At 66.6% G+C, this 20,586-nt stretch carries 22 protein-coding genes and 3 tRNA genes; 7 read left to right on the forward strand and 18 right to left on the reverse strand.

Annotated features, from left to right (window positions below; genetic code table 11):
- Positions 1-30 precede the first annotated feature (30 nt).
- The 4 genes from CBM2588_RS11460 to CBM2588_RS11475 all read left to right on the forward strand — a co-directional run bounded on the left by CBM2588_RS11460 (position 31) and on the right by CBM2588_RS11475 (position 2,494).
- Positions 31-687, forward strand: coding sequence for an energy transducer TonB (locus tag CBM2588_RS11460; protein ID WP_115680616.1), 657 nt, complete (start codon positions 31-33; stop codon positions 685-687).
- A 63-nt stretch (positions 688-750) separates the two neighbouring features.
- Positions 751-1,479 (forward strand): MotA/TolQ/ExbB proton channel family protein, encoded by a 729-nt coding sequence (locus CBM2588_RS11465; RefSeq protein WP_018005132.1) that lies wholly within the window; start codon positions 751-753, stop codon positions 1,477-1,479.
- Between the two features lie 21 nt (positions 1,480-1,500).
- Complete coding sequence (locus CBM2588_RS11470) at positions 1,501-1,914, forward strand: ExbD/TolR family protein (protein ID WP_115680617.1); 414 nt, start codon at positions 1,501-1,503, stop codon at positions 1,912-1,914.
- Positions 1,915-2,164: 250 nt separating this feature from the next.
- Positions 2,165-2,494 carry a hemin uptake protein HemP gene (locus CBM2588_RS11475; protein ID WP_115681465.1) on the forward strand — a complete coding sequence of 110 codons (330 nt, stop codon included), beginning with the start codon at positions 2,165-2,167 and terminating at the stop codon, positions 2,492-2,494.
- Between the two features lie 272 nt (positions 2,495-2,766).
- Here CBM2588_RS11475 and CBM2588_RS11480 read toward each other — a convergent pair whose 3' ends face one another.
- The 4 genes from CBM2588_RS11480 to CBM2588_RS11490 form a co-directional block, all read right to left on the reverse strand.
- Complete coding sequence (locus CBM2588_RS11480) at positions 2,767-3,174, reverse strand: heme-binding protein (RefSeq protein ID WP_115681466.1); 408 nt, start codon at positions 3,172-3,174, stop codon at positions 2,767-2,769.
- 162 nt (positions 3,175-3,336) lie between these two features.
- A complete protein-coding gene (locus CBM2588_RS11485) occupies positions 3,337-3,594 on the reverse strand; it encodes a hypothetical protein (protein WP_115680618.1) in 258 nt (85 codons plus the stop codon).
- Between the two features lie 266 nt (positions 3,595-3,860).
- Complete coding sequence (locus tag CBM2588_RS31030) at positions 3,861-4,217, reverse strand: hypothetical protein (RefSeq protein ID WP_115680619.1); 357 nt, start codon at positions 4,215-4,217, stop codon at positions 3,861-3,863.
- Between the two features lie 715 nt (positions 4,218-4,932).
- On the reverse strand, positions 4,933-6,051 hold the full coding sequence (locus CBM2588_RS11490; RefSeq protein WP_115680620.1) for a YeiH family protein: 1,119 nt from the start codon (positions 6,049-6,051) through the stop codon (positions 4,933-4,935).
- Positions 6,052-6,150: 99 nt separating this feature from the next.
- Between CBM2588_RS11490 and CBM2588_RS11495 the strand changes: the two genes are divergently transcribed.
- Positions 6,151-7,092 (forward strand): LysR family transcriptional regulator, encoded by a 942-nt coding sequence (locus CBM2588_RS11495; protein ID WP_115680621.1) that lies wholly within the window; start codon positions 6,151-6,153, stop codon positions 7,090-7,092.
- Between the two features lie 22 nt (positions 7,093-7,114).
- Here the strand turns inward: CBM2588_RS11495 and CBM2588_RS11500 are convergent, their stop codons facing one another.
- The 6 genes from CBM2588_RS11500 to uvrC all read right to left on the reverse strand — a co-directional run bounded on the left by CBM2588_RS11500 (position 7,115) and on the right by uvrC (position 12,079).
- A complete protein-coding gene (locus tag CBM2588_RS11500) occupies positions 7,115-8,347 on the reverse strand; it encodes a cation:proton antiporter domain-containing protein (RefSeq protein WP_115680622.1) in 1,233 nt (410 codons plus the stop codon).
- A 348-nt stretch (positions 8,348-8,695) separates the two neighbouring features.
- Positions 8,696-8,769, reverse strand: a tRNA-Cys gene (locus CBM2588_RS11505).
- A gap of 100 nt (positions 8,770-8,869) precedes the next feature.
- A tRNA-Gly gene (locus CBM2588_RS11510) sits at positions 8,870-8,945 on the reverse strand.
- A gap of 61 nt (positions 8,946-9,006) precedes the next feature.
- Positions 9,007-9,082: transfer RNA gene (locus CBM2588_RS11515), tRNA-Gly, on the reverse strand.
- Positions 9,083-9,253: 171 nt separating this feature from the next.
- Entirely contained in the window at positions 9,254-9,853 is a 600-nt protein-coding gene (gene pgsA / locus CBM2588_RS11520; protein ID WP_115680623.1) for a CDP-diacylglycerol--glycerol-3-phosphate 3-phosphatidyltransferase, read from the reverse strand.
- Positions 9,854-9,970: 117 nt separating this feature from the next.
- The gene (gene uvrC / locus CBM2588_RS11525; RefSeq protein ID WP_115680624.1) at positions 9,971-12,079 is read right to left on the reverse strand and encodes an excinuclease ABC subunit UvrC; all 2,109 of its coding nucleotides are present in this window, start codon (positions 12,077-12,079) and stop codon (positions 9,971-9,973) included.
- Positions 12,080-12,185: 106 nt separating this feature from the next.
- Here uvrC and earP point away from each other — a divergent pair, with 106 nt between their 5' ends.
- On the forward strand, positions 12,186-13,349 hold the full coding sequence (gene earP, locus CBM2588_RS11530; protein ID WP_115680625.1) for an elongation factor P maturation arginine rhamnosyltransferase EarP: 1,164 nt from the start codon (positions 12,186-12,188) through the stop codon (positions 13,347-13,349).
- A 204-nt stretch (positions 13,350-13,553) separates the two neighbouring features.
- Positions 13,554-14,114 (forward strand): elongation factor P, encoded by a 561-nt coding sequence (gene efp / locus CBM2588_RS11535; RefSeq protein WP_010814696.1) that lies wholly within the window; start codon positions 13,554-13,556, stop codon positions 14,112-14,114.
- Between the two features lie 88 nt (positions 14,115-14,202).
- Here the strand turns inward: efp and nagZ are convergent, their stop codons facing one another.
- The 8 genes from nagZ to lepB are packed head-to-tail and all read right to left on the reverse strand — an operon-like array spanning position 14,203 to position 20,495.
- A complete protein-coding gene (gene nagZ / locus CBM2588_RS11540) occupies positions 14,203-15,252 on the reverse strand; it encodes a beta-N-acetylhexosaminidase (RefSeq protein ID WP_115680626.1) in 1,050 nt (349 codons plus the stop codon).
- A 14-nt stretch (positions 15,253-15,266) separates the two neighbouring features.
- The gene (gene acpS, locus CBM2588_RS11545) at positions 15,267-15,689 is read right to left on the reverse strand and encodes a holo-ACP synthase (protein ID WP_111517564.1); all 423 of its coding nucleotides are present in this window, start codon (positions 15,687-15,689) and stop codon (positions 15,267-15,269) included.
- A complete protein-coding gene (gene pdxJ, locus CBM2588_RS11550) occupies positions 15,686-16,468 on the reverse strand; it encodes a pyridoxine 5'-phosphate synthase (RefSeq protein ID WP_115680627.1) in 783 nt (260 codons plus the stop codon). Before pdxJ ends, acpS begins: the two co-directional genes overlap by 4 nt.
- A 38-nt stretch (positions 16,469-16,506) precedes the next feature.
- Positions 16,507-17,394, reverse strand: coding sequence for a DNA repair protein RecO (recO, locus tag CBM2588_RS11555; RefSeq protein WP_115680628.1), 888 nt, complete (start codon positions 17,392-17,394; stop codon positions 16,507-16,509).
- A 54-nt stretch (positions 17,395-17,448) separates the two neighbouring features.
- Entirely contained in the window at positions 17,449-18,384 is a 936-nt protein-coding gene (gene era, locus CBM2588_RS11560) for a GTPase Era (protein ID WP_115680629.1), read from the reverse strand.
- Positions 18,381-19,151, reverse strand: a complete 771-nt coding sequence (gene rnc / locus CBM2588_RS11565) for a ribonuclease III (protein WP_012353305.1) — start codon at positions 19,149-19,151, stop codon at positions 18,381-18,383. The genes era and rnc overlap by 4 nt, the downstream gene beginning before the upstream one ends.
- Before the next feature lies 1 nt (position 19,152).
- Complete coding sequence (locus tag CBM2588_RS11570; RefSeq protein WP_115680630.1) at positions 19,153-19,548, reverse strand: DUF4845 domain-containing protein; 396 nt, start codon at positions 19,546-19,548, stop codon at positions 19,153-19,155.
- Positions 19,549-19,595: 47 nt separating this feature from the next.
- Positions 19,596-20,495, reverse strand: a complete 900-nt coding sequence (gene lepB / locus CBM2588_RS11575; RefSeq protein WP_115680631.1) for a signal peptidase I — start codon at positions 20,493-20,495, stop codon at positions 19,596-19,598.
- Positions 20,496-20,586 lie beyond the last annotated feature (91 nt).

The following is a 20,586-nucleotide window of genomic DNA, read 5'->3' on the forward strand; positions in this document are numbered from 1 at the left end:
GCCCCGCCGGCAGACTTTTGTTGTTGACACATGTTCGACCAACGCTTCTTAAAGATTACGCTCGCCGTGCTGCTGTTCCACGCCGGCCTGCTTTACCTGATCCAGAGCGGCCTGGCCCGCAAGCTCACCGAGGCCGTGATCGCGCCGGAGATCATCGCGCGCATCATTCCGCTCGAGCCCCCCAAGCAGGAGGCCCCGCCCGAGCCGCCCAAGCCGAAGCCCAAGCAGGAAACCCCGCCCAAGCAGGTCAAGGTGACCACGCCCAAGCCGACGCCGCCGCAGCCCAAGCCGGCGCCGCAGCCGGTCGCCGACCTGCCGCCGACGCCTTCGGCGCCGGAAGCGCCGCCGGCCCCGCCGGCGCCTCCGGCACCGCCCGAGCCCGCCCCGGCACCGGTATCGGCCGCCCCGCGTGCCGTCGGCATTGGCGAAATCCAGTGCACGCCGCCGCAACCGAAGTATCCTTCCCAGTCGCGCCGCATGGGCGAGACCGGCAAGGCCGTGGTGCGGCTGACCACCGACGAAAGCGGCAAGGTCGTGAAGACTTCGGTGGTGTCATCGAGCGGTTCGTCGCGGCTTGACCAGGCCGCGGTCGAAGCCGTGCAGGCCATGCGCTGCAAGCCCTATATGGACAACGGCCGCGCCGTCGCCGTCACGGCGCAGCAGCCGATCGGCTTCGAGCTGAACTGACCGCCCCAGATTTCCGATCTCTGATCTGACCTAAACCAAGCGAACTCACCAGGAAACCAACACATGCAGGACCTCGGACTCACCCACCTCTGGTCGCAAGGCGACTTCGTCATGCGTGCGACCGCCATCATTCTGCTGATCATGTCGCTCGCCTCATGGATCGTGATCCTGACCAAGGCGTGGGATCTGGTGCGCCTGAAGAAGATGGCGCAAGGCGCGGAAAAGCGCTTCTGGCACTCGGACGATTTCGACCACGCGCTGGAAACCCTGGGCGCCGGCGATGCCAACCCCTTCCGCACGCTCGCCATCGCCGGCAAGGAAGCCGCCCAGCACCACCGCGCCAGCCAGCCGCAGCTGCACGACGTGATGGACATCTCCGACTGGCTGACCCGCTCGCTGAAGAGCTCCATCGATGAATCGGTGGCGCGCATGCAGTCGGGCCTGGCCGTGCTGGCCTCGGTGGGCTCGACCGCGCCGTTCGTCGGCCTGTTCGGCACCGTGTGGGGCATCTACCACGCACTGATCGGCATTGGCGCCTCGGGCGTGCCGACCATCGACAAGGTTGCCGGCCCGGTGGGCGAGGCGCTGATCATGACCGCCTTCGGCCTGGCCGTGGCAATTCCCGCCGTGCTGGGCTATAACGCCCTCACCCGCGGCAACAAGTCGGTGATCTCGAAGCTCAACCGCTTCGCCCACGACCTGCACGCCTACTTCGTCACCGGCGCGCGCGTTCGCCCCACCGGCGCCCGCGCCGAGGACGGCACCGTGCGCCTGGCCACGGCACAGCGCTAAACCGCTAGCAAGGAAGTCATCATGGCATTCGGCACTCTCGAAGGGGACGACGACGAGGTGATGAGCGAAATCAACATGACGCCGCTGGTCGACGTCATGCTGGTGCTGCTGATCATCTTCATCATCACCATCCCCGTGATCAACCACGCGGTGAAGATCGACCTGCCGCGCGCCACCAACACGCCGAACGACCCCAAGCCGCAGAACATCAACGTCTCGATCGATGCAAGCGGCAAGGTCTTCTGGAACCAGGTGGAAGTGGACCAGGCCACGCTGGAAAGCAATATCTCACTGGCCGCGCAGCAGCAGCCGCAGCCGGAACTGCACCTGCGCGCTGACCGCGAGGTGCGCTACGAGCGCGTGGCCGAGGTCATGGCCGCCGCACAGCATGGCGGCCTGGGCAAGATCGGTTTCATCACCGAACCCAAGCAGTAAGCCGGCGCCTGCGGGCGCCCGCCAACGACAAAGGGCACCTTCGGGTGCCCTTTTGTCATGGTGCCGCCAGTTCGTACAGTGCGGCCAGCGCGCGCTGCGGCACGGCCCCCGTCGTTGCCTGATTCTTAGCGAGAGACTATTGTAATGATAACAATTCTCATTTAATATCTTTCCATCGACTGCGCCCGGTCGGCATGGCCGCTCCGGGTTGCACACCCCTTACTCTCCTATCGCAGAACGGAGCCAGATGATGAGCACACTTTCCCTGCCGCTGTCGCAACCCCGTGAAGTCACCCGCCGCCGCCTGTCTTTGCGCCGCGTCGACGTGGCCGCGCAGCCGCGCCGGGACGCCAGCGCCAAGCCCACCCCGTCGGCGATCGCCTCGGTCAAGTCTGCCGTGGCCGCCCTGCCCGCGCGGCTGGAAGCGCTGGTGCGCGACAGCCTGAGTTCGGCGCCTGCCGGCGAGCCGGTAGCGCTGGAAGCTATCATGCGCGGGGCCAACACGCTGCCGATCCTGCACAACGGCGAGGTCTACACGCTGCGCGTGACGCGCTACGGCAAGCTGATCCTGACGAAATGACGCGGCCCCGCGGCGATGCGGCAGGAACGCAGCCCGGAGGAAGCGATTCGAAATCCGCGCCTGGCGCGGACGCCACGAACGTGGCAGCCAAGACTTTTGTGGGGACCACCTCGGAACGAGGTGTTGGGCAGTAGCCAGATATGCGTGCCGCGGGCGGGAGTCAGACCCCACGCCAGGCCGGCCGTACCCAGCCATGCCCTCTTTTATGCCGCCCCGCAGGCCGTGCCTGCGGGGCTTTTTCATGCACCGGCGCCGGCGCCGGCGCAATTGCCTTACAGGCCCAGCGCGGCGATGCCGGCACGCGCGACTTGCGCGTCCTCGGTCGACTTCACGCCCGACACGCCGACGGCACCCACCACCTGCTCGTTGCAGACGATGGGCACGCCGCCCTCCAGCATGCCCTGCAGCACCGGCGCCGTCATGAACGAGTAGCGGCCGTTGTTGATCATGTCTTCGTAGACCTTCGACTCACGGCGGCCCAGCGCCGAGGTACGGGCCTTCTCGCCGGCGATATAGGCCGAGATCGGCGCGGCGCCGTCCAGGCGCTGCATGCCCAGCATATGGCCGCCATCGTCGACCACGACGATCGACACGGCCCAGTGATGGTTCTTTGCCTCGGTTTCCGCTGCGGCCATGATCTTCTTCACATCGTCTGCCGTCAGAACCGTCTTTTGCTGCATGCCACTCTCCTGGTCATAGATTTGGATTGAGGCCGAAGTATAGCGCCGCACCTGCGCCACCGTCATGGCAAGCGGCTGCCCCGTGCCGCGCCCCGCCGTGCTCGCCACGGCAAAATGGCCCGCGAGCGGGCCATTGGTGATGCGACGACTGCAGCGGTGCGATCAGGCGCCGTCGGTGAACGAATCGGGCTTGCCCACGCGGGCACCGTCGGTGAACGGGTCAGTCTTGCCGACGCGCGCGCCATCCGTGAACGGATCCGGCTTGCCGACCTTGGCGCCATCGGTGTACGGATCCACGGCGCCGATCTTGGCACCATCGAGATACGGGTCGACCTTGCCGACCGCGGCGAACGAGGCGGTGGACGCAGTGCCCAGGAACGCCAGTGCGGCGGCGGCAATCACGGCTTGTTTGATCTTCATGAGATTCCCCTTGCTTCTTGGTTGGTCACGGCATCGCTGGCCAGGTGTCTCGGCGTCATCGCGATGTCACACAAGTAGTTTAGGGAAAACCCTTATCTCGATGCAGGTGATGCTTTGAGCAGTCTGTTCAAATATTTTGACCTCGATCAAATTGCGTCACGCCTTCCGGAACCAGCCCGGCATCGTTATGTCGCAATGCAGCGCCAAAAGGAAAGGGCCCGCGGTTGGGGCCCTTCCTTTCGGACAAGCTGGATCGAAGACACCGATTAATCGCGCCACCTGCCGTGGCCGTGACCATGCCCGTGGCCATGGCCGCGGTGATAGCCCGGCGGGCCATAGTAGCCGCGGTGACCGCCGTAATAGCGCGGCGGACCATAATAGCCAGGACCGTAGTAGACCGGACGCGGTCGAACCACCACGGCCGGCGGACCATAATAGACTGGAGCCGGCGCCACCACGACAGGCGGCGGGCCATAATAGGCCGGAGCGGGCGGATAATACGCCGGCGCACCGATCACCACGCCCGGAACGCCGACGGACACGCCAACGCTGACATGGGCCATGGCTGCGCCAGACGCCAACCCGGCGGCAATACCGAATGCTGCAAGCCACCAACGTTTCATATCCGCCTCTCAAAGTGGGATGTCTCGTAACTGGTATTGTAGGGGTTCGGAAATTTCCAGGTGCAACGGCGCGCACGACATTGTTACCAGCCGTAACAGTGTCGTCACTTTTCGCTCGAGGCTGGCCTGAGGCGTCGGCGCGCTAGCGTCCCGCCCTTTCGTCTTAGCCGCGGCTTGCATCCGGGATGCGGAGCCACCACAATATCGGGCTTGCCGCGCGCTGCAGCAACCGGAGCCGGTCTGGCGCAAACCGGAAACAGACGCAGCGCTCGCGCCCGAGTGGTGAAATCGGTAGACACAAGGGACTTGAAAATTTGAGCCTTCGGGGGGAAACGCCCGAAGTGACGCCCGTCAAAGTCGGCGAACGCCCTGGATGCATGGCATCCGAGCCAACGCCGAGCCAAGCCCATCCGCATGGTTGGGAAGGTGTAGAGAGCAGACGGCGGGCACCTACGGCCGCAAGGCTATGGTGAAGGCGTGCTCCAGCCCACGAACAGCGCCCGCGCTGGCGGCGAAAGCCGAAGTGGGAAGAAAATCCCTCGCCGCAAGGCGTGCCGGTTCGATTCCGGCCTCGGGCACCAAATCCACAGTTGCCATCCTTTGCTTTGGCGGCGACATCCTGCGGGCCGCTGCTTACTGCTGGCGGCCGCCAAAACTTGCAGCGAAACAAAAAGGGGGCAATCGCCCCCTTTTTGCCTGACTCCGGATTGCGCCGTCACGCCATCGCGTAGCACATCAGCGCCCCCGCGCCCATCAGGAACACGAACAGCACACCGGCCAGCGCCAGCGGCTTGCGGCCTGCGCGCACCAGGTCGCCGATGCGGGTGTGCAGGCCGATCGCGAGCATCGCGCAAGCCAGCAGCCAGTTGTCCAGCGCGATCAGCGGCGCCTTCCAGGCAGCGGGCACGGCACCGGCCGAGTTCACCGCCATCACCGCGACAAAGCCCACCGCGAACCACGGCACCGACTTCATGATGCCGCGCAGGCGGCCGGCGCCGGCGCCGGACTTGGCCGGTTGGGAGCCTCCCTGCGGCCACAGCGCCATCACCAGCAGCAGCGGGCCCAGGGCCAGCACGCGCACCATCTTGGCCACCACGGCGGCGTCGGCGGTCGGCTCGCTGATCATCTTGCCGGCGGCGATTACCTGCGCCACCTCGTGCAGCGTCGCGCCGGTGAAGATGCCGAACATGCGCTCGGTCACGGCCCAATGCCAGTGGCCGGTGGCCAGTTCGTACAGGTAGGGATAGAGCAGCATGCCGACGGTACCGAACAGCACCACCGTCGCCACCGCCACGGCAGTCTGCTTGTCATCGGTGCGCACCACCGACGACACCGCGATGGCCGCGGCCGCGCCGCAGATGGCGCTGCCGGAACTGACCAGGATCGCCTCGCGACGGCTCAGGCCGAAGAAACTTGTGCCGACCCAGGTGCCGAACAGCAGCGTGGCGACCAGCATGGTCAACGGCACGGCGATGCCCGGCAAGCCGAGCGCGACGATCGAGGCGAAGGTCAGGCGCAGCCCGTACAACGCCACGCCCAGCCGCAGCAGGTAGTGCCGCGCCACCTGCATGCCGGGAGCCAGCGGCGCCAGCCAATGGCGCGGCAGCGTATTGGCCGCGACCATGCCGGCGCACATGGCCAGCGTCAGCGCGCTGAGCCCGTAGCGCGATACCGCCGGATGCTCGGCCAGCGCGATCGCCAGCCAGGCGATGCCGCCCAGCGGGAGCAGCGTCAGCAAGCGCTGCGACCAGGGCGGCGGCAAGGCCGGCGCGGAGGCTGGCGCGGTAGCCGGCGCGGTGGCTGGAGTAGTGCGGGGGCTGGAGACGGAAGACATGGCAGGCTCGGGTTGCTGTGCTTTAGTGACTCCAGCGTAATGGCGCCCAACTAACCCGTAAAACGGGTAATATCGTTATGCATTATTGATATTTTCGATATGGACCTTCACCCCACCCCGCCGGCCGCGCCGCGGCCGGAGCAGCGCCCGCTGCGCCTGACCCTGCGCCAGTTGTCCGTCTTCGTGGCGGTGGCCCAGCATGGCAGCACCATGGCCGCGGCCCACGCGCTGGCGATGTCGCAGTCGGCGGTCAGCGCCTCCCTGGCCGAACTGGAGCGCGCGCTGGACAGCCCGCTGTTCGATCGCATCGCGCGCCGCCTCAGCATCAATGAAACCGGCCGGCAGTTCTTTCCGCGCGCGCTGTCGCTGCTGGACCAGGCCCAGGAACTGGAGCGCTTTGCCGGCCAGACCGGGGTCCAGCTGCGCATCGCCGCCAGCAACACCATCGGCAGCTATATGCTGCCGCCCCTGCTGGCGGGTTTCCGCCACTCGCGCAGCGGCCCGTGCACGCTCGACCTGCGCATCGGCAATACCCGCGAGGTGCTGCAGTCGCTGCTGCAGTTCGAAGCCGATATCGGCCTGGTCGAGGGCGCCAGCCATGAACGCGACCTGCGCAGCGTGCGCTGGTGCGACGACGAGATGGTGGTGATCGTCGGCCCCTCCCACCCGCTGGCCGCGGCGCCCCATGACCTGGTGGCACTGCGCGATGCCGAATGGATCGTGCGCGAGCCCGGCTCGGGCACGCGCGAGGTGATCGAGGAGCGGCTGGTGCCGCTGCTGGGCGAACTGCGCTTCGCGCTGGAACTGGGCAATGCCGAGGCCATCAAGCGCGCGGTGATGAGTGGCTTCGGCGTCAGCTGCCTGTCGCTGCACGTGGTGCGCGACGAACTCGAGCGCGGCACGCTGGTGGCGATCCGCGAGGGCCTGCCGCGCATCGTGCGCCCCCTGCAACTGGTGGTGCACCAGGACAAGTTCCCGACCCAGGGTCTGCTGGCGTTCACCGAATACCTGCGCACCATGGCGCCGCGCATCGGCGCCTGAAGGAAGCCGCCCAGGAAACCCCTCAGGCCGGCTGGGGATCCGCGCCGCGGCTGCGCCGCGCGGTGTACAGGTCGAGCATGTGGAACAGCACGGGATTGAGCATGATCGACAGCAGCGCGCCGGCCAGGATCAGGGCCTGGCCACGTTCGGGCAGGATGTTCAGATAGACGCCCAGGCTGGCGAGGATGAACGAGAACTCGCCGATCTGCGCCAGGCTGACGGCAATGGTCATGCCGGTCTGCCCCGAATGCCCGAAGGCACGCACGATCCCCAGCGCCGCCAGCGACTTGCCGACCACGATGATAAACACCGTCGCCAGCACGCCCCAGGGGTCGTTCACCAGCACCATCGGGTCGAACAGCATGCCCACCGAAACGAAGAACAGCACGGCGAAGGCGTCGCGCAGCGGCAGCGATTCCTCGGCCGCGCGGTGGCTGAACTCGGATTCCGCCAGCACCATGCCCGCAAAGAACGCGCCCAGCGCGAACGACACGCCGAACAGCGCATAAGCGCCATAGGCCACGCCCAGCGCCGTCGCCAGCACGCCCAGGCGGAACATCTCGCGGTTGCCGGTCCAGACGATGCGCTCGAGCATCCACGGGATAAAGCGGCGGCCGATCACCAGCATCATCGCGACGAACGCCGCCACCTTGCCCAGCGTGGCGAAGATCGCCAGCACCACCTCGCCCGTGCCAGGGGCGGCATCGCCGGAAGCCGCGCCCGCGCCCGCCAGCAGGCCCGCCATCGCCGGCAGCAGCACCAGCGCCAGCACCATCGCCAGGTCTTCCACGATCAGCCAGCCGACGGCGATGCGTCCCTGCGGCGATTCCACCAGGTCACGCTCCTGCAACGCCTTGAGCAGCACCACGGTGCTGGCCACCGACAAGGCCAGCCCGTACACCAGCCCCTGCCCCCACGACCAGCCGAAGCCCCAGGACACCAGCATGCCCATCAGCGTGGCGATGCCGATCTGCACCACCGCACCCGGAATGGCGATGCGCTTGACCGCCATCAGGTCCTTGACCGAAAAATGCAGGCCCACGCCGAACATCAGCAGGATCACGCCCAGCTCGGCCAGTTCCGGCGCCAGCGCCTGGTCGGCGGTGTAGCCGGGGGTATGCGGCCCCACCACGATGCCCGCGCACAGGTAGCCGATCAAAGGCGGCAGCCGCAGCCGGCTGGCGACCGCGCCAAGGATAAAGGCCAGGACGATACCGCCGACGATGGTACTGATAAGCGGGGTGGCGTGATGCATGCGCGCGGGATTCCTCGTGTCAGGGGCTGAACGGCTAACCCGCTCCCTTGCCCTGGCGAGTGGCACAGCGCATCCGGCGCGCACCAGCGGTCAGCGCGGGACAATCGCCGCAGCCCTCGGCAGCAGCATCGGAACGGGGAAGAACGGGAAATGCCGCAGCGGCCCCGGACACGCCGGCGGCGTGTCACGGATCGGGGATGGCGATTGACTTGCTGCCCCGCGAACCAGGCCGCGGAGCCCCCCGAAAAGCGTACGACAGGAGTAATGTAACATGCCCGCCACGTCCGGGCGGCGCAGCCGGCCCGGGAAAACAAAAACGGCGCCAAAAGGCGCCGTTCTGCTTGCAACTGGAGGCGGAGGTCGGAATCGAACCGGCGTACACGGCTTTGCAGGCCGCTGCATAACCACTCTGCCACCCCGCCAGGTGACGTGCTGCTGGATTGTATCCGCATTCAGCCGCGGCCGCCGCGGCGCGGCGATTCAACCCAAACAAAAAGGGAAGCGTGGCTTCCCTTTGGGGATTGGAGCGGGAGACGAGTCTCGAACTCGCGACCTCAACCTTGGCAAGGTTGCGCTCTACCAACTGAGCTACTCCCGCATACAACTTTGACTGCCAGCCCCGCACCGCGATGACCGCGCTGCCGGACCTTGCTTTGACCTGGAGCGGGAGACGAGTCTCGAACTCGCGACCTCAACCTTGGCAAGGTTGCGCTCTACCAACTGAGCTACTCCCGCAGGGTACTACTGAAATCGAATCAAGGTGTTTTATGCTGCAACACGCCGATATCTCACAACATCTTGCGTTAAACCCACCTTATCTCGCTGCTTTCGCTTGCGTCGTCAGCAACGAGAATGAGATTATGCAAAGAACAGCCCTCTGCGTCAACCACTTTTTCGAATTTCTTTTCATTTGGGCGCGCCCGCGCGTGCCACCACGTTGCTGCGTTCGCGGATCTGCGGCCACGCCAGCTTCATGTAATAGATCATCGACCACAGCGTCAGCACGGCCGCCACATAGATCATCCAGGTGCCAAGCAGATGGGCATCGAAGCCGAACAGGCGGTCGCTGAACAGCAGCAGCGGAATCGCCACCATCTGCACGGTGGTCTTGAGCTTGCCGAGGAAATTCACCGCGACGCTCTTGGAGGCGCCGATCTGCGCCATCCACTCGCGCAGCGCCGAAATCGTGATCTCGCGCCCGATGATAACCAGCGCGATCAGGTCGGTGACCCGGTCCAGCGCCAGCAGCGACAGCAGCGCCGCGGTCACCATCAACTTGTCGGCGACCGGATCCAGGAACGCGCCGAACGAAGAGGTCTGGTTCCAGCGTCGTGCAAGGAAGCCGTCCAGCCAGTCGGTTACCGCGGCGATGATGAAGAACGCCGCCGCGGTAACGTTCTTGGTATGCATCGGCAGCCAGGCGTCGGGCAGGTAGAAGACCCCTACGACCAGTGGAATCATGGCGACGCGAAGCCAGGTCAGCAGGATCGGGATATTGAAGGGCATGGAACTCGGACGGCGGGGGGACGGTAACCAATCCTGCGATTGTCGCCGATTTCCGGGCCAATCGAGCATTTCCGGCGATTGGCGTGCCGGCCCGCCGCCGGTCGCGGGCGGGCGCGGTCAGTGCAGCTGCCGGTAGATTTCCTCGGCAAGGCCGCGCGAAATACCCTCGACGCTGGCCAGTTCGTCGATGCTCGCGGCCATCACGCCGCGCAGGCCGCCAAAGCGGGTCAGCAGCTTCTGGCGCCGGCGCGCGCCAATGCCCTCGATCTCTTCCAGGCGCGAGGTGGTGCGCGTCTTGGCGCGGCGCGCGCGCATGCCGGTGATGGCAAAGCGGTGCGCCTCGTCGCGGATCTGCGCCACCAGCATCAGCGCGGCACTGCCCTGGCCCAGTTCGAGCGCGGGGCGGCCATCGGCGAACACCAGCGTCTCCAGGCCGACCTTGCGGCCCTCCCCCTTGGCGACGCCGACCAGCAGGCCGATATCCAGACCCAGCTCCTCGAACACCTGCCGCGCCACCTCGACCTGGCCCTTGCCGCCGTCGATCAGCACGATCTGCGGCACCAGCGCCGCGGCTTCACTGCTACCCTCGATGCCGCCGTCTTCCTGGATCTGTTCGACCAGCTTCTGGTAGCGCCGTGTCAGCACCTGCCGCATCGCCGCGTAGTCGTCACCGGGAATAATGTCCTGGATGTTATAGCGACGGTATTCGCTGTTCTGCATGTCGTGGTGGTGGTACACCACGCACGACGCCTGCGTGGCCTCGCCGGCGGTATGGCTGATATCGAAGCACTCGACGCGCAGCAGCGCCAGGTCTTCCAGGTCCAGCCCGATGGTTTCCGCCAGCGCGCGCGTGCGCGCTTCCTGGCTGCCCTGCTCGGCCAGGCGGCGCGACAGCGCCAGCGCCGCGCCCTGCTGCGCCATCTCCAGCCAGATCTTGCGCTGGCCCTGCGGCTGGCGCACCAGCGTGACCTTGCGCCCGGCGTGCAGCGCCAGGGCCTCGAGCACCGCGCCATCGTCCGGCACATGGCTGACCACGATGATGGGCGGCGCCGACTGCTCCAGGTAGTGCTGCACCATGAAGGCCGACAGCACGCGGGTGGCAATGCGGTCCACGGTCAGTGGCAGCGCAGCGGCCGCGGCGCCGGACTCGTCGGCGCTGTCTTCGGCGCGCTCGTCGGCGTCCTCGACGATCATCGCCGCCTCGTCCGCATGGGCGGGGAAGTAGGCCTTGTCACCCAGGTGGCGCCCGCCGCGCACCATGGCCAGGTTGACGCAGGCGCGGCCACCTTCGACCGCGACCGCCAGCACGTCGATGTCGCGCGCCTGGCCCCCCACCTCTTCCACCGCCTGGCGCTTGAGCACGGTCGACAGCGCCGCGATCTGGTCGCGCACCGCCGCCGCCTGCTCGAATTCCAGGCGCTCGGCGTGCTGCTCCATCTTGCCCTGCAGGCCCTCCAGCACCTCGCTCTGGCGGCCTTGCAGGAAGCGCGCCGCGTTGGCGACATCGCGCGCGTAGTCGTCCTCGCTGATGGCATTGACGCACGGCCCGGTGCAGCGGTGGATCTGGTGCAGCAGGCACGGCCGCGTGCGGTTGTTGAAGACGGTGTCCTCGCAGGTGCGCAGCTGGAACACCTTCTGCAGGATCTGCATGCTTTCGCGCACCGCATAGGCGCTCGGGAACGGGCCGAAGTACTGGTGCTTGCGGTCGGTGGCGCCGCGGTAGTACGCCATGCGCGGGAAGCGGTGCCCGGTCAGCTTCAGGAACGGGTACGACTTGTCGTCGCGGAACAGGATGTTGTAGCGCGGCGCCAGCGCCTTGATCAGGTTGTTCTCGAGCAGCAGCGCCTCGGCCTCGGTGCGCACCACCGTGGTCTCGATGCGCGCGATGCGCGACACCATCATCGCGATGCGCGGCGACAGCTGGGTCTTGTTGAAGTAGCTCGACACCCGCTTCTTCAGGTCGCGCGCCTTGCCCACGTACAGCACATTGCCGTTCGCGTCGAAATAGCGGTAGACGCCCGGCAGGCCGGGCAGGCGCGAGATCACCGGGCGCGCATCGAAGGGCTCGGCCGGAGCCTCGGCCAGGGCTTCAGCCGGCGCTTCAGCCGGCGCTTCTGCCTGCGTTTCTGCCTGCGTTTCCGCTGGCGCGGCGGAAGGCATCTCGGCGTGCGCCTCGGCCGGTACCTCGTCGGCGGGTTTCGGGGAATCGGGTTGCTGGTCTGACATGTGGGGACGGTGACCGCTGCGGACCGGCGCGCGTCAATGCCGCGCGGCCTCTAAAATCGCAAGTTTAGAGCAATTCAACCGCGCGCCCCGCCGACCACCACCTCTCATGCCTATCCGTTCCTGGGACATCTTCTGCACCGTGATCGACAACTTCGGCGACATCGGCGTCTGCTGGCGGCTGGCCCGCCAGCTGGCGCAGGAGCACGGGCACGCAGTGCGGCTGTGGGTCGACGACCTGGCCAGCTTCGCCCGGCTGGCGCCGGAGCTGGACACAGCCGCCGCGGTCCAGCACCTCGCCGGCGTGGAAATCCGCCCCTGGCATCCGTCAGCCGCGCCCGGAGAAGCGGACGGCACCGCCGGCGCAATGCCGCACGATGCTGTCATCGAAGCCTTCGCCTGCCACCTGCCGCCGGCGTTCCTCGAGCGCATGGCGGCGCGCGCGCCCAAACCCGCGTGGATCAACCTGGAATACCTGAGCGCGGAAGCCTGGGTGCGCGAACATCACGCGCTGCCCTCGCCCCATCCGCGCCTGCCGCTGGTCAAGCACTTCTTCTTCCCCGGCTTCGAACCCGGCACCGGCGGGCTGCTGCGTGAATCGATGCTGGGCGCGCAGCGTGCCGCGTTCCTCGACGGCGCGGCGGCGCAGGCATCACTGTGGCACCGGCTGGGCGTGACCCCGCTGACCGATGCGCTGCGCGTGAGCCTGTTCGCCTATCGCAACCTGGCACTGCCGGCGCTGCTGGAGCAATGGCGCGACGGCAGCGAGGCGGTCCATTGCCTGGTGCCGGCCGGTCTGGCGGCCAGCCAGGTGGCCGAGTGGCTCGGCGCCCCGCTGGCACCGGGCCGGCCGGTCGCGCGCGGCAGCCTGTGCGTGCAGGCCATTCCCTTCGTGCGGCAGGAACACTATGACGAACTGCTGTGGGCCTGCGACCTTAATTTCGTGCGCGGCGAGGACTCCTTCGTGCGCGCGCAGTGGGCGGCGCGGCCGCTGGTCTGGCACATCTATCCTCAGGACGACGAGGCCCACCGGGTCAAGCTCGATGCCTGGCTGGAACTCTTCACGAAAAGCGGCGTGGCGCCAGCAGCGGCGGCGGCACTGGCCGATTTCTGGCACGCCTGGAACGGCTACGGCAATGCGCCCGACTGGCCGCGACTGCGAGCGCAGCTGCCCGCACTTGCGGCGATCGCGCCGCGCTGGGAGCGGCGCTTGCAGCATCCCGGCGACCTTGCCGCCAACCTGGTGGCATTTTGCGAAAATCAGGTAAAATAACCGGTTGATCCAAATGGCGACCGGGCCGGAGAACCAGGGCCTTGCCGGGCGTGTACCACCACGCGGGGCAATGGCTTAAAGCAAGCTGGGCACGGGGTCGCGAGCGCGTGGATCCGGGCTCTCGCGGGCTTACCGCGGGCACGCCGGCAGCGCGCCTTCGCCATTCCAAATTCCTAGACTTTATTTTTCAGGAAATCAGTTCAGATGAAAATCGCACAGGAACTCCGCGTCGGTAACGTGTTCATGATCGGCGGCGATCCGATGGTCGTGCAGAAGGCCGAGTACAACAAGTCGGGCCGCAACGCCGCTGTGGTCAAGATGAAGTACAAGAACCTGCTGACGGACGCACCGGGCGAGTCGGTGTTCAAGGCCGACGACAAGTTCGAAGTGGTGGTGCTCGAGCGCCGCGAATGCACCTACTCGTACTTCGCTGACCCGATGTACGTGTTCATGGACGCCGACTACAACCAGTACGAAGTCGAGAAGGACAGCATGGGTGACTCGCTGAACTACCTCGAGGACGGCATGAACGTCGAAGTCGTGTTCTACAACGACAAGGCCATCTCGGTCGAAATGCCGACCACGCTGGTCCGCGAAATCGTCTACACCGAGCCGGCCGTCAAGGGCGACACCTCGTCGGGCAAGGTGCTCAAGGGCGCCAAGATCAACACCGGCTTCGAACTGCAAGTGCCGCTGTTCTGCAACATAGGCGACAAGATCGAAATCGACACCCGCACCGGCGAATACCGCAGCCGCGCCAACTGAGGCGCTGGTCTGGCCCCGCTTCAGCGCGGGGCATGCAATAAAAAATGGCAGCCTCGGCTGCCATTTTTGTTTGCGCACTTCACGCCGTTCAGGCGATCAGCTCGTGTTCCTTCAGCGAGCGCAGTGCGGCGCGGTACTCGCCCTCCTGCTGCAGCTTGTTCCAGTCCAGCGGCTTGCGGCGCGCGAACAGCTTGCGGATGCGGCGCTGCGAGGGCTTGCCGATCTCGACGTCGAGCTCGCTCAGCAGCTGGTCGGCGCGGTCGGGGTGGTTGCAGATCAGCACCATGTCGCAGCCCGCGGCCAGCGCGGCGCGCGCGGCCTCGGTGACGGTGCCGGCGACGCTGGCGCCTTCCATGCTGAGGTCGTCGCTGAAGATTACGCCCTCGAAGCCCAGCTGCGCGCGCAGCACGTCCTGCAGCCAGTAGCGCGAGAAGCCGGCCGGGCCGGGGTCGACCTTGGGGTAGATCACGTGCGCCGGCATCACCGACGACAGCGACAGGCCCAGCCATTCATACGGGCGCGCATCCTGGCCCAGGATCTGGTCCAGCGTGCGCTCGTCGACCGGGATCGCCACGTGCGAATCCGCCTCGACGTAGCCGTGGCCGGGAAAATGCTTGCCGCAGTTGCTCATGCCCGCCAGCAGCAGGCCGTGGTTCAGGTGGCCGGCCAGCATCGATACCACGCGCGGGTCGGCGTGGAAGGCGCGGTCGCCGATCACGGCACTGCGGCCGTAGTCGAGGTCGAGCACCGGGGTGAAGCTCAGGTCGATATCGCAGGCGCGCAGCTCGGCCGCCAGCACATAGCCGCAGGCGACCGCCGCCTTGGTCGCGGCCAGCACGTCGCGTTCCCACAGTTCGCCCAGGCGGTGCATCGCCGGCAGGTGGGTAAAGCCGTCGGTCTTGCAGCGCTGCACGCGTCCGCCTTCATGGTCGATGCAGATCAGCACATCGTCGCGCACGGCGCGGATCGCGCGCGTCAGTGCCTGCAGTTGCGCGCGCGACTCGAAATTGCGCGCGAACAGGATCACGCCGCCGGTGAGCGGATGCGCGATGCGGCGCGCGTCTTCCGCGTCGAGCTGCTTGCCGACGACATCGAGGACCACCGGGCCCGGCCGCTTGCCGGAATTCTTCTTGGACATGGAAGGGGTTGGGTTCACAAGGCTGTAGGTTGAGACGCCGCCGCGCCGCTGCGCTCGGCAATGGCGAAGGCGACTGCGTAATCATGTTCGTCACTGACACTGACCCGCACGACCAGCCCGCGTTCCGCCAGCCACGCAGCCAGTTCGCCATGGCACACCGCGGTGGGCTCGCCGGACGGCAGGTTCATCAGTTCCATCGCGCGCCACGTCATCGGCCAGCGCATGCCCAGGCCGATCGCCTTGGAGAACGCCTCCTTGGCCGCGAAGCGCGTCGCCAGGAACGCCAGGCCGCGCTTTTCCGAACGGGCCTTGCGGGCGTGGTATTTGGCCAGTTCGTCGGGGCCCAGCACCTTTTCGGCGAAACGGCCGTTGGTGCGCGTCATCACGCCCTGCACGCGCGCGATCTGGATGATGTCGGTGCCGATGCCGTAAATCACGCCGGGGTGCCCCCGGCAGGATATTGCGTGCCCAGGCGCGCGGCCACCATGATCGCCTTCATCTCGCGCACCGCGTTCTCCCAGCCCGCGAATACCGCGTGCGCGACGATGGCATGGCCGATGTTCAGCTCCTTGATGCCCGGCAGTGCCGCGATCGGCTGCACGTTGGTGTAGTGCAGCCCGTGGCCGGCATTGACCACCAGGCCGTGCTTCTGGCCGGCATCGGCCCCGTCGGCGATGCGGCGGAACTCGGCCGCCTGCTCCTGCGGCGTATGCGCATCGGCATAGCGCCCGGTATGCAGTTCGATCACGGGCGCGCCGCAGGCAGCGGCCGCGGCGATCTGGTCGGCATCCGGATCGATGAACAGCGACACGCGGATGCCGGCACCGGCGAGCTGCGCGCACGCGGCCTTGACCTGCTCGAAGCGTCCGGCCACGTCCAGCCCGCCCTCGGTGGTCACCTCTTCGCGGCGCTCCGGCACCAGGCACACGTCCTGCGGGCGGATCTCGCAGGCGATGTCGAGCATCTCCTGCGTGATTGCGCATTCCAGGTTCATGCGCGTGGCCAACTGCGGGCGCAGCGCGCGCACGTCGGCATCGCGGATATGGCGGCGGTCTTCGCGCAGGTGCAGCGTGATCAGGTCGGCGCCGGCCTGTTCCGCCAGCAGCGCGGCGCGAATGGGATCAGGGTACACCGTGCCGCGCGCATTGCGCAGCGTGGCCACGTGGTCGATATTGACGCCAAGGTCGATGACGCCCGGATTTGCGTGGAAGATCATGCGAACAGGTGCAGGAGTAAGTCGGAGGTTCTTGTCGGTCAGAGGTACTGCAGGTCGATCAGTATCTGGCGCGTCTTCAGCGGCGCACCTTGCAGATAATAATGCAGCAGGAACCGCATCAGCGCGCGGCTTTGCGCGGCGGTCTGCGCGCGGCTGTAGTCGTCCTGCGCCATGTCCAGCAGGGTCTGGCCCGAGACCACCGGCCACGTCGACGGATCGCTCGGCTGAGCCCGGCGCACGCCGCGCTCGGGCTGGTAGACATAGTCGAGGCCCGGCAGCACCCGCTCGCCGGTACTCAGGCACTGGTCGAACGCCACCGCGAAACCCGTTTCCTGCAGCAGCACGCGCTCGAATCTGCGCAGCACCAGGCCGGCCGGCTCACCATGCGCCAGCCGCGTCAGCGTCGACAGGTAATGGCGGAACAGCACCGGATGCGCGTCCTCGCGCGGGCAGAAGCGCATCAGCAGTTCGTTCAGGTAGAACGCCGACAGCAGCGCGTCGCCGGCCAGCGGCGGCATGCCGCCGACCCACTCGGCCTTGGTGAGGGTCTTGACCTCGCCGCGGCCGCTCCATGACACCGAGACCGGATGGAAGTGCTGCAGCACCGCGCGCAGCGCCGAGTGCGGGCGCTTGGCGCCCTTGGCCACCATCGAGATGCGGCCGTAGTCGCGCGTGAACACGTCCAGGATCAGGCTGGTCTCGCGGTAGGGCCAGGCGTGCAGCACGAAACCCGGCTGCTCGCCCACGCGCGACTCGGGCCGTGCCGGCACGATGCGCATGGCGCGGTCCATCATCGCGCGCGCGGCGGCGCCGGCCATGCCGGGCAGCGCGCCGCTGTCGAGCAGTTCGGCGGCCTCGTCGACCACGGGGTCGGCGCGCCGGGCCTTGGGCGCGGGCGCGCGCGCGATGTCAGCGGTCTTGCTCACGGGGCGCTCGCTGGGGGCTCGCTGTCGGGTTGGGCGTCGGGATCGTTGCCAGGCTCACTCGTAGCCGTATGCGCGCAGGCCGGCTTCGTTGTCGGCCCAGCCGCTCTTCACCTTGATCCACATTTCCAGGTAGACCTTGCCGTCGAACAGCTTTTCCATGTCCAGGCGCGCCTCGGTCGAGATCTGCTTGAGCTTGCTGCCCTTGTTGCCGATGATCATGGCCTTGTGCGCATCGCGCTCGACCAGGATGGTGGCAAAGACGCGGCGCAGGCGGCCTTCGGTCTCGAACTTGTCGATGATCACGGTGCTGGTGTACGGCAGCTCATCGCCGGTCCAGCGGAACACCTTCTCGCGGATGATTTCCGAGGCCAGGAAGCGCTCGCTGCGATCCGTCATCGCATCGGCGTCATACATCGGCTCGCCTTCCGGCAGGTAGGGCCGGATGATGTCGAACAGCCGCGCGATATGGTCGCGGGTCTTGGCCGACATCGGCACCACTTCGCGGAACGGGAACAGCTGCCCCATCTTTTCCAGGAAGGGCATCATCACTTCCGAGCGGTTCTCGCCGATGCGGTCGAGCTTGTTGGTCACCAGCAGCACCGGCGTGTTCTTCGGCAGCAGCGCCAGCACCTTCTCGTCGTCGGCGCCGTAGTAACCGGCCTCGACCACGAACAGGATCAAGTCAACCGACGACAGCGTCGAGGTGACCGCGCGGTTCAGCGAACGGTTCAGCGCGCTGGCGTGGCGGGTCTGGAAACCCGGCGTGTCGACGAACACATACTGCGCGTCATCCGTGGTCTGGATCCCGACGATACGATGCCGCGTGGTCTGCGCCTTGCGCGAGGTGATGCTGATCTTCTGGCCGACCAGCGCGTTCATCAGCGTGGACTTGCCCACGTTGGGGCGGCCGACGATGGCCACGGTGCCGCAGCGGAACGCCGCGGCCGGGGTATCCGCCGCGTCTTGCTGCGGATGGGTAGATTCGGTCATTCCTTCAACCTGAGAGACAGCTGCGGGTCCTGCGGCTGGGGTTGCTTGCGGGTCTTGCCGGTACGCTCGGCGCGGCTGCGCTTGAGCAGCTGCGGCACCAGCTTCTGGACTTCATCGAGCGCCAGCTTGGCGGCGGCCTGCTCGGCGGCGCGCCGCGACGCGCCGGTGCCGAACACCCGGACTTCCAGTTTAGGCACGGTGCACTCGACTTCAAACTGCTGGCTGTGCGCGGCGCCGTGTGTGGCGATTACGTTATATTGCGGCAGGGCAATCTTGTGGCCCTGCAGGTATTCCTGCAGCAGGGTCTTGGCGTCCTTGCCCAGCGTGCGCGGATCGACCTGCTCCAGGATCGGGATATAGAGCTTGCGGATCAGTGCGCGCGCGGCGTCGAAGCCGGCGTCGAGGAACACCGCGCCGACAATCGCTTCGAGCGCATCGGCCAGGATCGACGGGCGGCGGAAGCCGCCGCTCTTCAACTCGCCCTCGCCCAGTCGCAGGGTGTCGGACAGCTGCAGCATCTGGGCGATTTCGTACAGCGCCTGCTGCTTGACCAGGTTGGCCCGCACCCGCGACAGGTCGCCCTCGTCGAGCTTGCCGAACATGCCATAAAGCATGTCGGCCACGGCGCAGTTGAGCACCGAGTCGCCGAGAAATTCCAGGCGTTCGTTGTGCTGGGCGCTGTGGCTGCGGTGCGTCAGCGCCTGTTGCAGCAATTCGGGCTTGCTGAATCGGTAGCCGAGTCGTTGCTGCAAGGCGTCGAGGTTCATATCAGTGCTGCGTTCCTGAATAGGTAATCAACAGGCTCAGGGGTCCGTAGACAGGCACCTCGGTACGGTACGAGAAATCAACCGACTGGATGGTGCCGTTATCGTCTTCCCGGATCAGCAGGTCCTCGCCCTTGACCGCGGTAATGCGGTCGATGGCGGCCTGCTTCTCGAAGAATTCGACCACTTCACGTTTGTTGGCGGCGCGCTGCTTGGCATAGCCGGCGGCGCGCTTGACCGAAAAATATTCCACCAGGCTCGGGATCGCGCGCAGGGCCGGCAAGGCCACGCCGACCACGAACACCACGATCACCAGCAGCGTCCACACGGAAAACCCGCCGGCGCCAGCCCGGCGCCATGCCGGATGGTTTCCTGCCCCCACCTTCCCAAATCGACCCATCGCGCCTGCCCTCTTTTTGTTGAGTGTTCTTGCGCCGCGTCAGATGCTTACTTGAACGATCCCACGCGTCCGAAATTGCCCAGGTTCATCCAGATCACGAATGCCTTGCCGACGATGTTCTGGTCCGGCACGAAGCCCCAGTAGCGGGAATCCAGGCTGTTGTCGCGGTTGTCACCCATGACGAAATAGTGACCTGCGGGTACCTTGCAAGTCACACCCTGTTGATTGTAGGTGCAGTTGTCCCGGTACGGAAAATCCGGGTCCGCGCCGGCGATAAAGGCGGGCCGATCGGCGTCGTTCAGGATGCCATGCTCGACGCCGCCCGGCAGCTTTTCGCGGAAATGGCGCGAATAGGCCAGGCGCTCCTCGTCGAGGAAGTCCGGCAGCGCGGTGTACTCGGCCGGCTTGCCGTTGATGGTCAGGCGCTTGTTGGCGTACTGCACCACATCGCCCGGCACGCCGATGACGCGCTTGATGTAGTCGAGCGACGGGTCCTTCGGGTAGCGGAACACCATCACGTCGCCGCGCTGGGGCTCGCCCATGTCCATGATCTTCTTGTTCACCACCGGCAGGCGGATGCCGTACTCGTACTTGTTGACGAGGATGAAGTCGCCGATCAGCAGCGTCGGGATCATCGAGCCGGACGGAATCTTGAACGGCTCGACCACGAACGAGCGCAGCACGAACACCGCCAGGATCACCGGGAAGAAGCTGGCCGAATACTCCAGCCACCACGGCTGGCGCAGCTTTTCCTCGGCCAGGCGCTTGCGCGTGGCGTCGGCATCGGCCGTGCCGAAGCTGCCTTGCAGGCGGCCCTGCTGCGAATCGAACTCGGCCAGCGCGAGCCGCGCCGAAGAGCGGCGCTGCCGCTCGAACACGAGCTTGTCGGCCACCCACGCCACGCCCGTGATCACCACCAGCACAAAAAGGATCAGTGCAAAATTCATGACGGCTTCTGGTTCTTGGAAATCCTGGTACAGCCTGTTCTGTCACCACGCCGGCAAGGCTGCCGGGCATGGCCCTGCCCCTGCCCTGCGC

The organism is Cupriavidus taiwanensis, assembly GCF_900250075.1.
GTDB classification, from domain to species: domain Bacteria; phylum Pseudomonadota; class Gammaproteobacteria; order Burkholderiales; family Burkholderiaceae; genus Cupriavidus; species Cupriavidus taiwanensis_C.

What these genes read in the sequence shown, in the direction of transcription:
- CBM2588_RS11460 (WP_115680616.1), top strand. Translation starts at nt 31, where the DNA reads ATGTTCGACCAACGCTTCTTAAAGATTACGCTCGCCGTGCTGCTGTTC.
- CBM2588_RS11495 (WP_115680621.1), top strand. Translation starts at nt 6,151, where the DNA reads ATGGACCTTCACCCCACCCCGCCGGCCGCGCCGCGGCCGGAGCAGCGC.
- CBM2588_RS31030 (WP_115680619.1), bottom strand. Translation starts at nt 4,217, where the DNA reads ATGAAACGTTGGTGGCTTGCAGCATTCGGTATTGCCGCCGGGTTGGCG.
- CBM2588_RS11465 (WP_018005132.1), top strand. Translation starts at nt 751, where the DNA reads ATGCAGGACCTCGGACTCACCCACCTCTGGTCGCAAGGCGACTTCGTC.
- lepB (WP_115680631.1), bottom strand. Translation starts at nt 20,495, where the DNA reads ATGAATTTTGCACTGATCCTTTTTGTGCTGGTGGTGATCACGGGCGTG.
- efp (WP_010814696.1), top strand. Translation starts at nt 13,554, where the DNA reads ATGAAAATCGCACAGGAACTCCGCGTCGGTAACGTGTTCATGATCGGC.
- pdxJ (WP_115680627.1), bottom strand. Translation starts at nt 16,468, where the DNA reads ATGATCTTCCACGCAAATCCGGGCGTCATCGACCTTGGCGTCAATATC.
- CBM2588_RS11475 (WP_115681465.1), top strand. Translation starts at nt 2,165, where the DNA reads ATGAGCACACTTTCCCTGCCGCTGTCGCAACCCCGTGAAGTCACCCGC.
- nagZ (WP_115680626.1), bottom strand. Translation starts at nt 15,252, where the DNA reads ATGTCCAAGAAGAATTCCGGCAAGCGGCCGGGCCCGGTGGTCCTCGAT.
- CBM2588_RS11500 (WP_115680622.1), bottom strand. Translation starts at nt 8,347, where the DNA reads ATGCATCACGCCACCCCGCTTATCAGTACCATCGTCGGCGGTATCGTC.
- CBM2588_RS11480 (WP_115681466.1), bottom strand. Translation starts at nt 3,174, where the DNA reads ATGCAGCAAAAGACGGTTCTGACGGCAGACGATGTGAAGAAGATCATG.
- rnc (WP_012353305.1), bottom strand. Translation starts at nt 19,151, where the DNA reads ATGAACCTCGACGCCTTGCAGCAACGACTCGGCTACCGATTCAGCAAG.
- uvrC (WP_115680624.1), bottom strand. Translation starts at nt 12,079, where the DNA reads ATGTCAGACCAGCAACCCGATTCCCCGAAACCCGCCGACGAGGTACCG.
- CBM2588_RS11470 (WP_115680617.1), top strand. Translation starts at nt 1,501, where the DNA reads ATGGCATTCGGCACTCTCGAAGGGGACGACGACGAGGTGATGAGCGAA.
- era (WP_115680629.1), bottom strand. Translation starts at nt 18,384, where the DNA reads ATGACCGAATCTACCCATCCGCAGCAAGACGCGGCGGATACCCCGGCC.
- CBM2588_RS11490 (WP_115680620.1), bottom strand. Translation starts at nt 6,051, where the DNA reads ATGTCTTCCGTCTCCAGCCCCCGCACTACTCCAGCCACCGCGCCGGCT.
- pgsA (WP_115680623.1), bottom strand. Translation starts at nt 9,853, where the DNA reads ATGCCCTTCAATATCCCGATCCTGCTGACCTGGCTTCGCGTCGCCATG.
- CBM2588_RS11485 (WP_115680618.1), bottom strand. Translation starts at nt 3,594, where the DNA reads ATGAAGATCAAACAAGCCGTGATTGCCGCCGCCGCACTGGCGTTCCTG.
- CBM2588_RS11570 (WP_115680630.1), bottom strand. Translation starts at nt 19,548, where the DNA reads ATGGGTCGATTTGGGAAGGTGGGGGCAGGAAACCATCCGGCATGGCGC.
- earP (WP_115680625.1), top strand. Translation starts at nt 12,186, where the DNA reads ATGCCTATCCGTTCCTGGGACATCTTCTGCACCGTGATCGACAACTTC.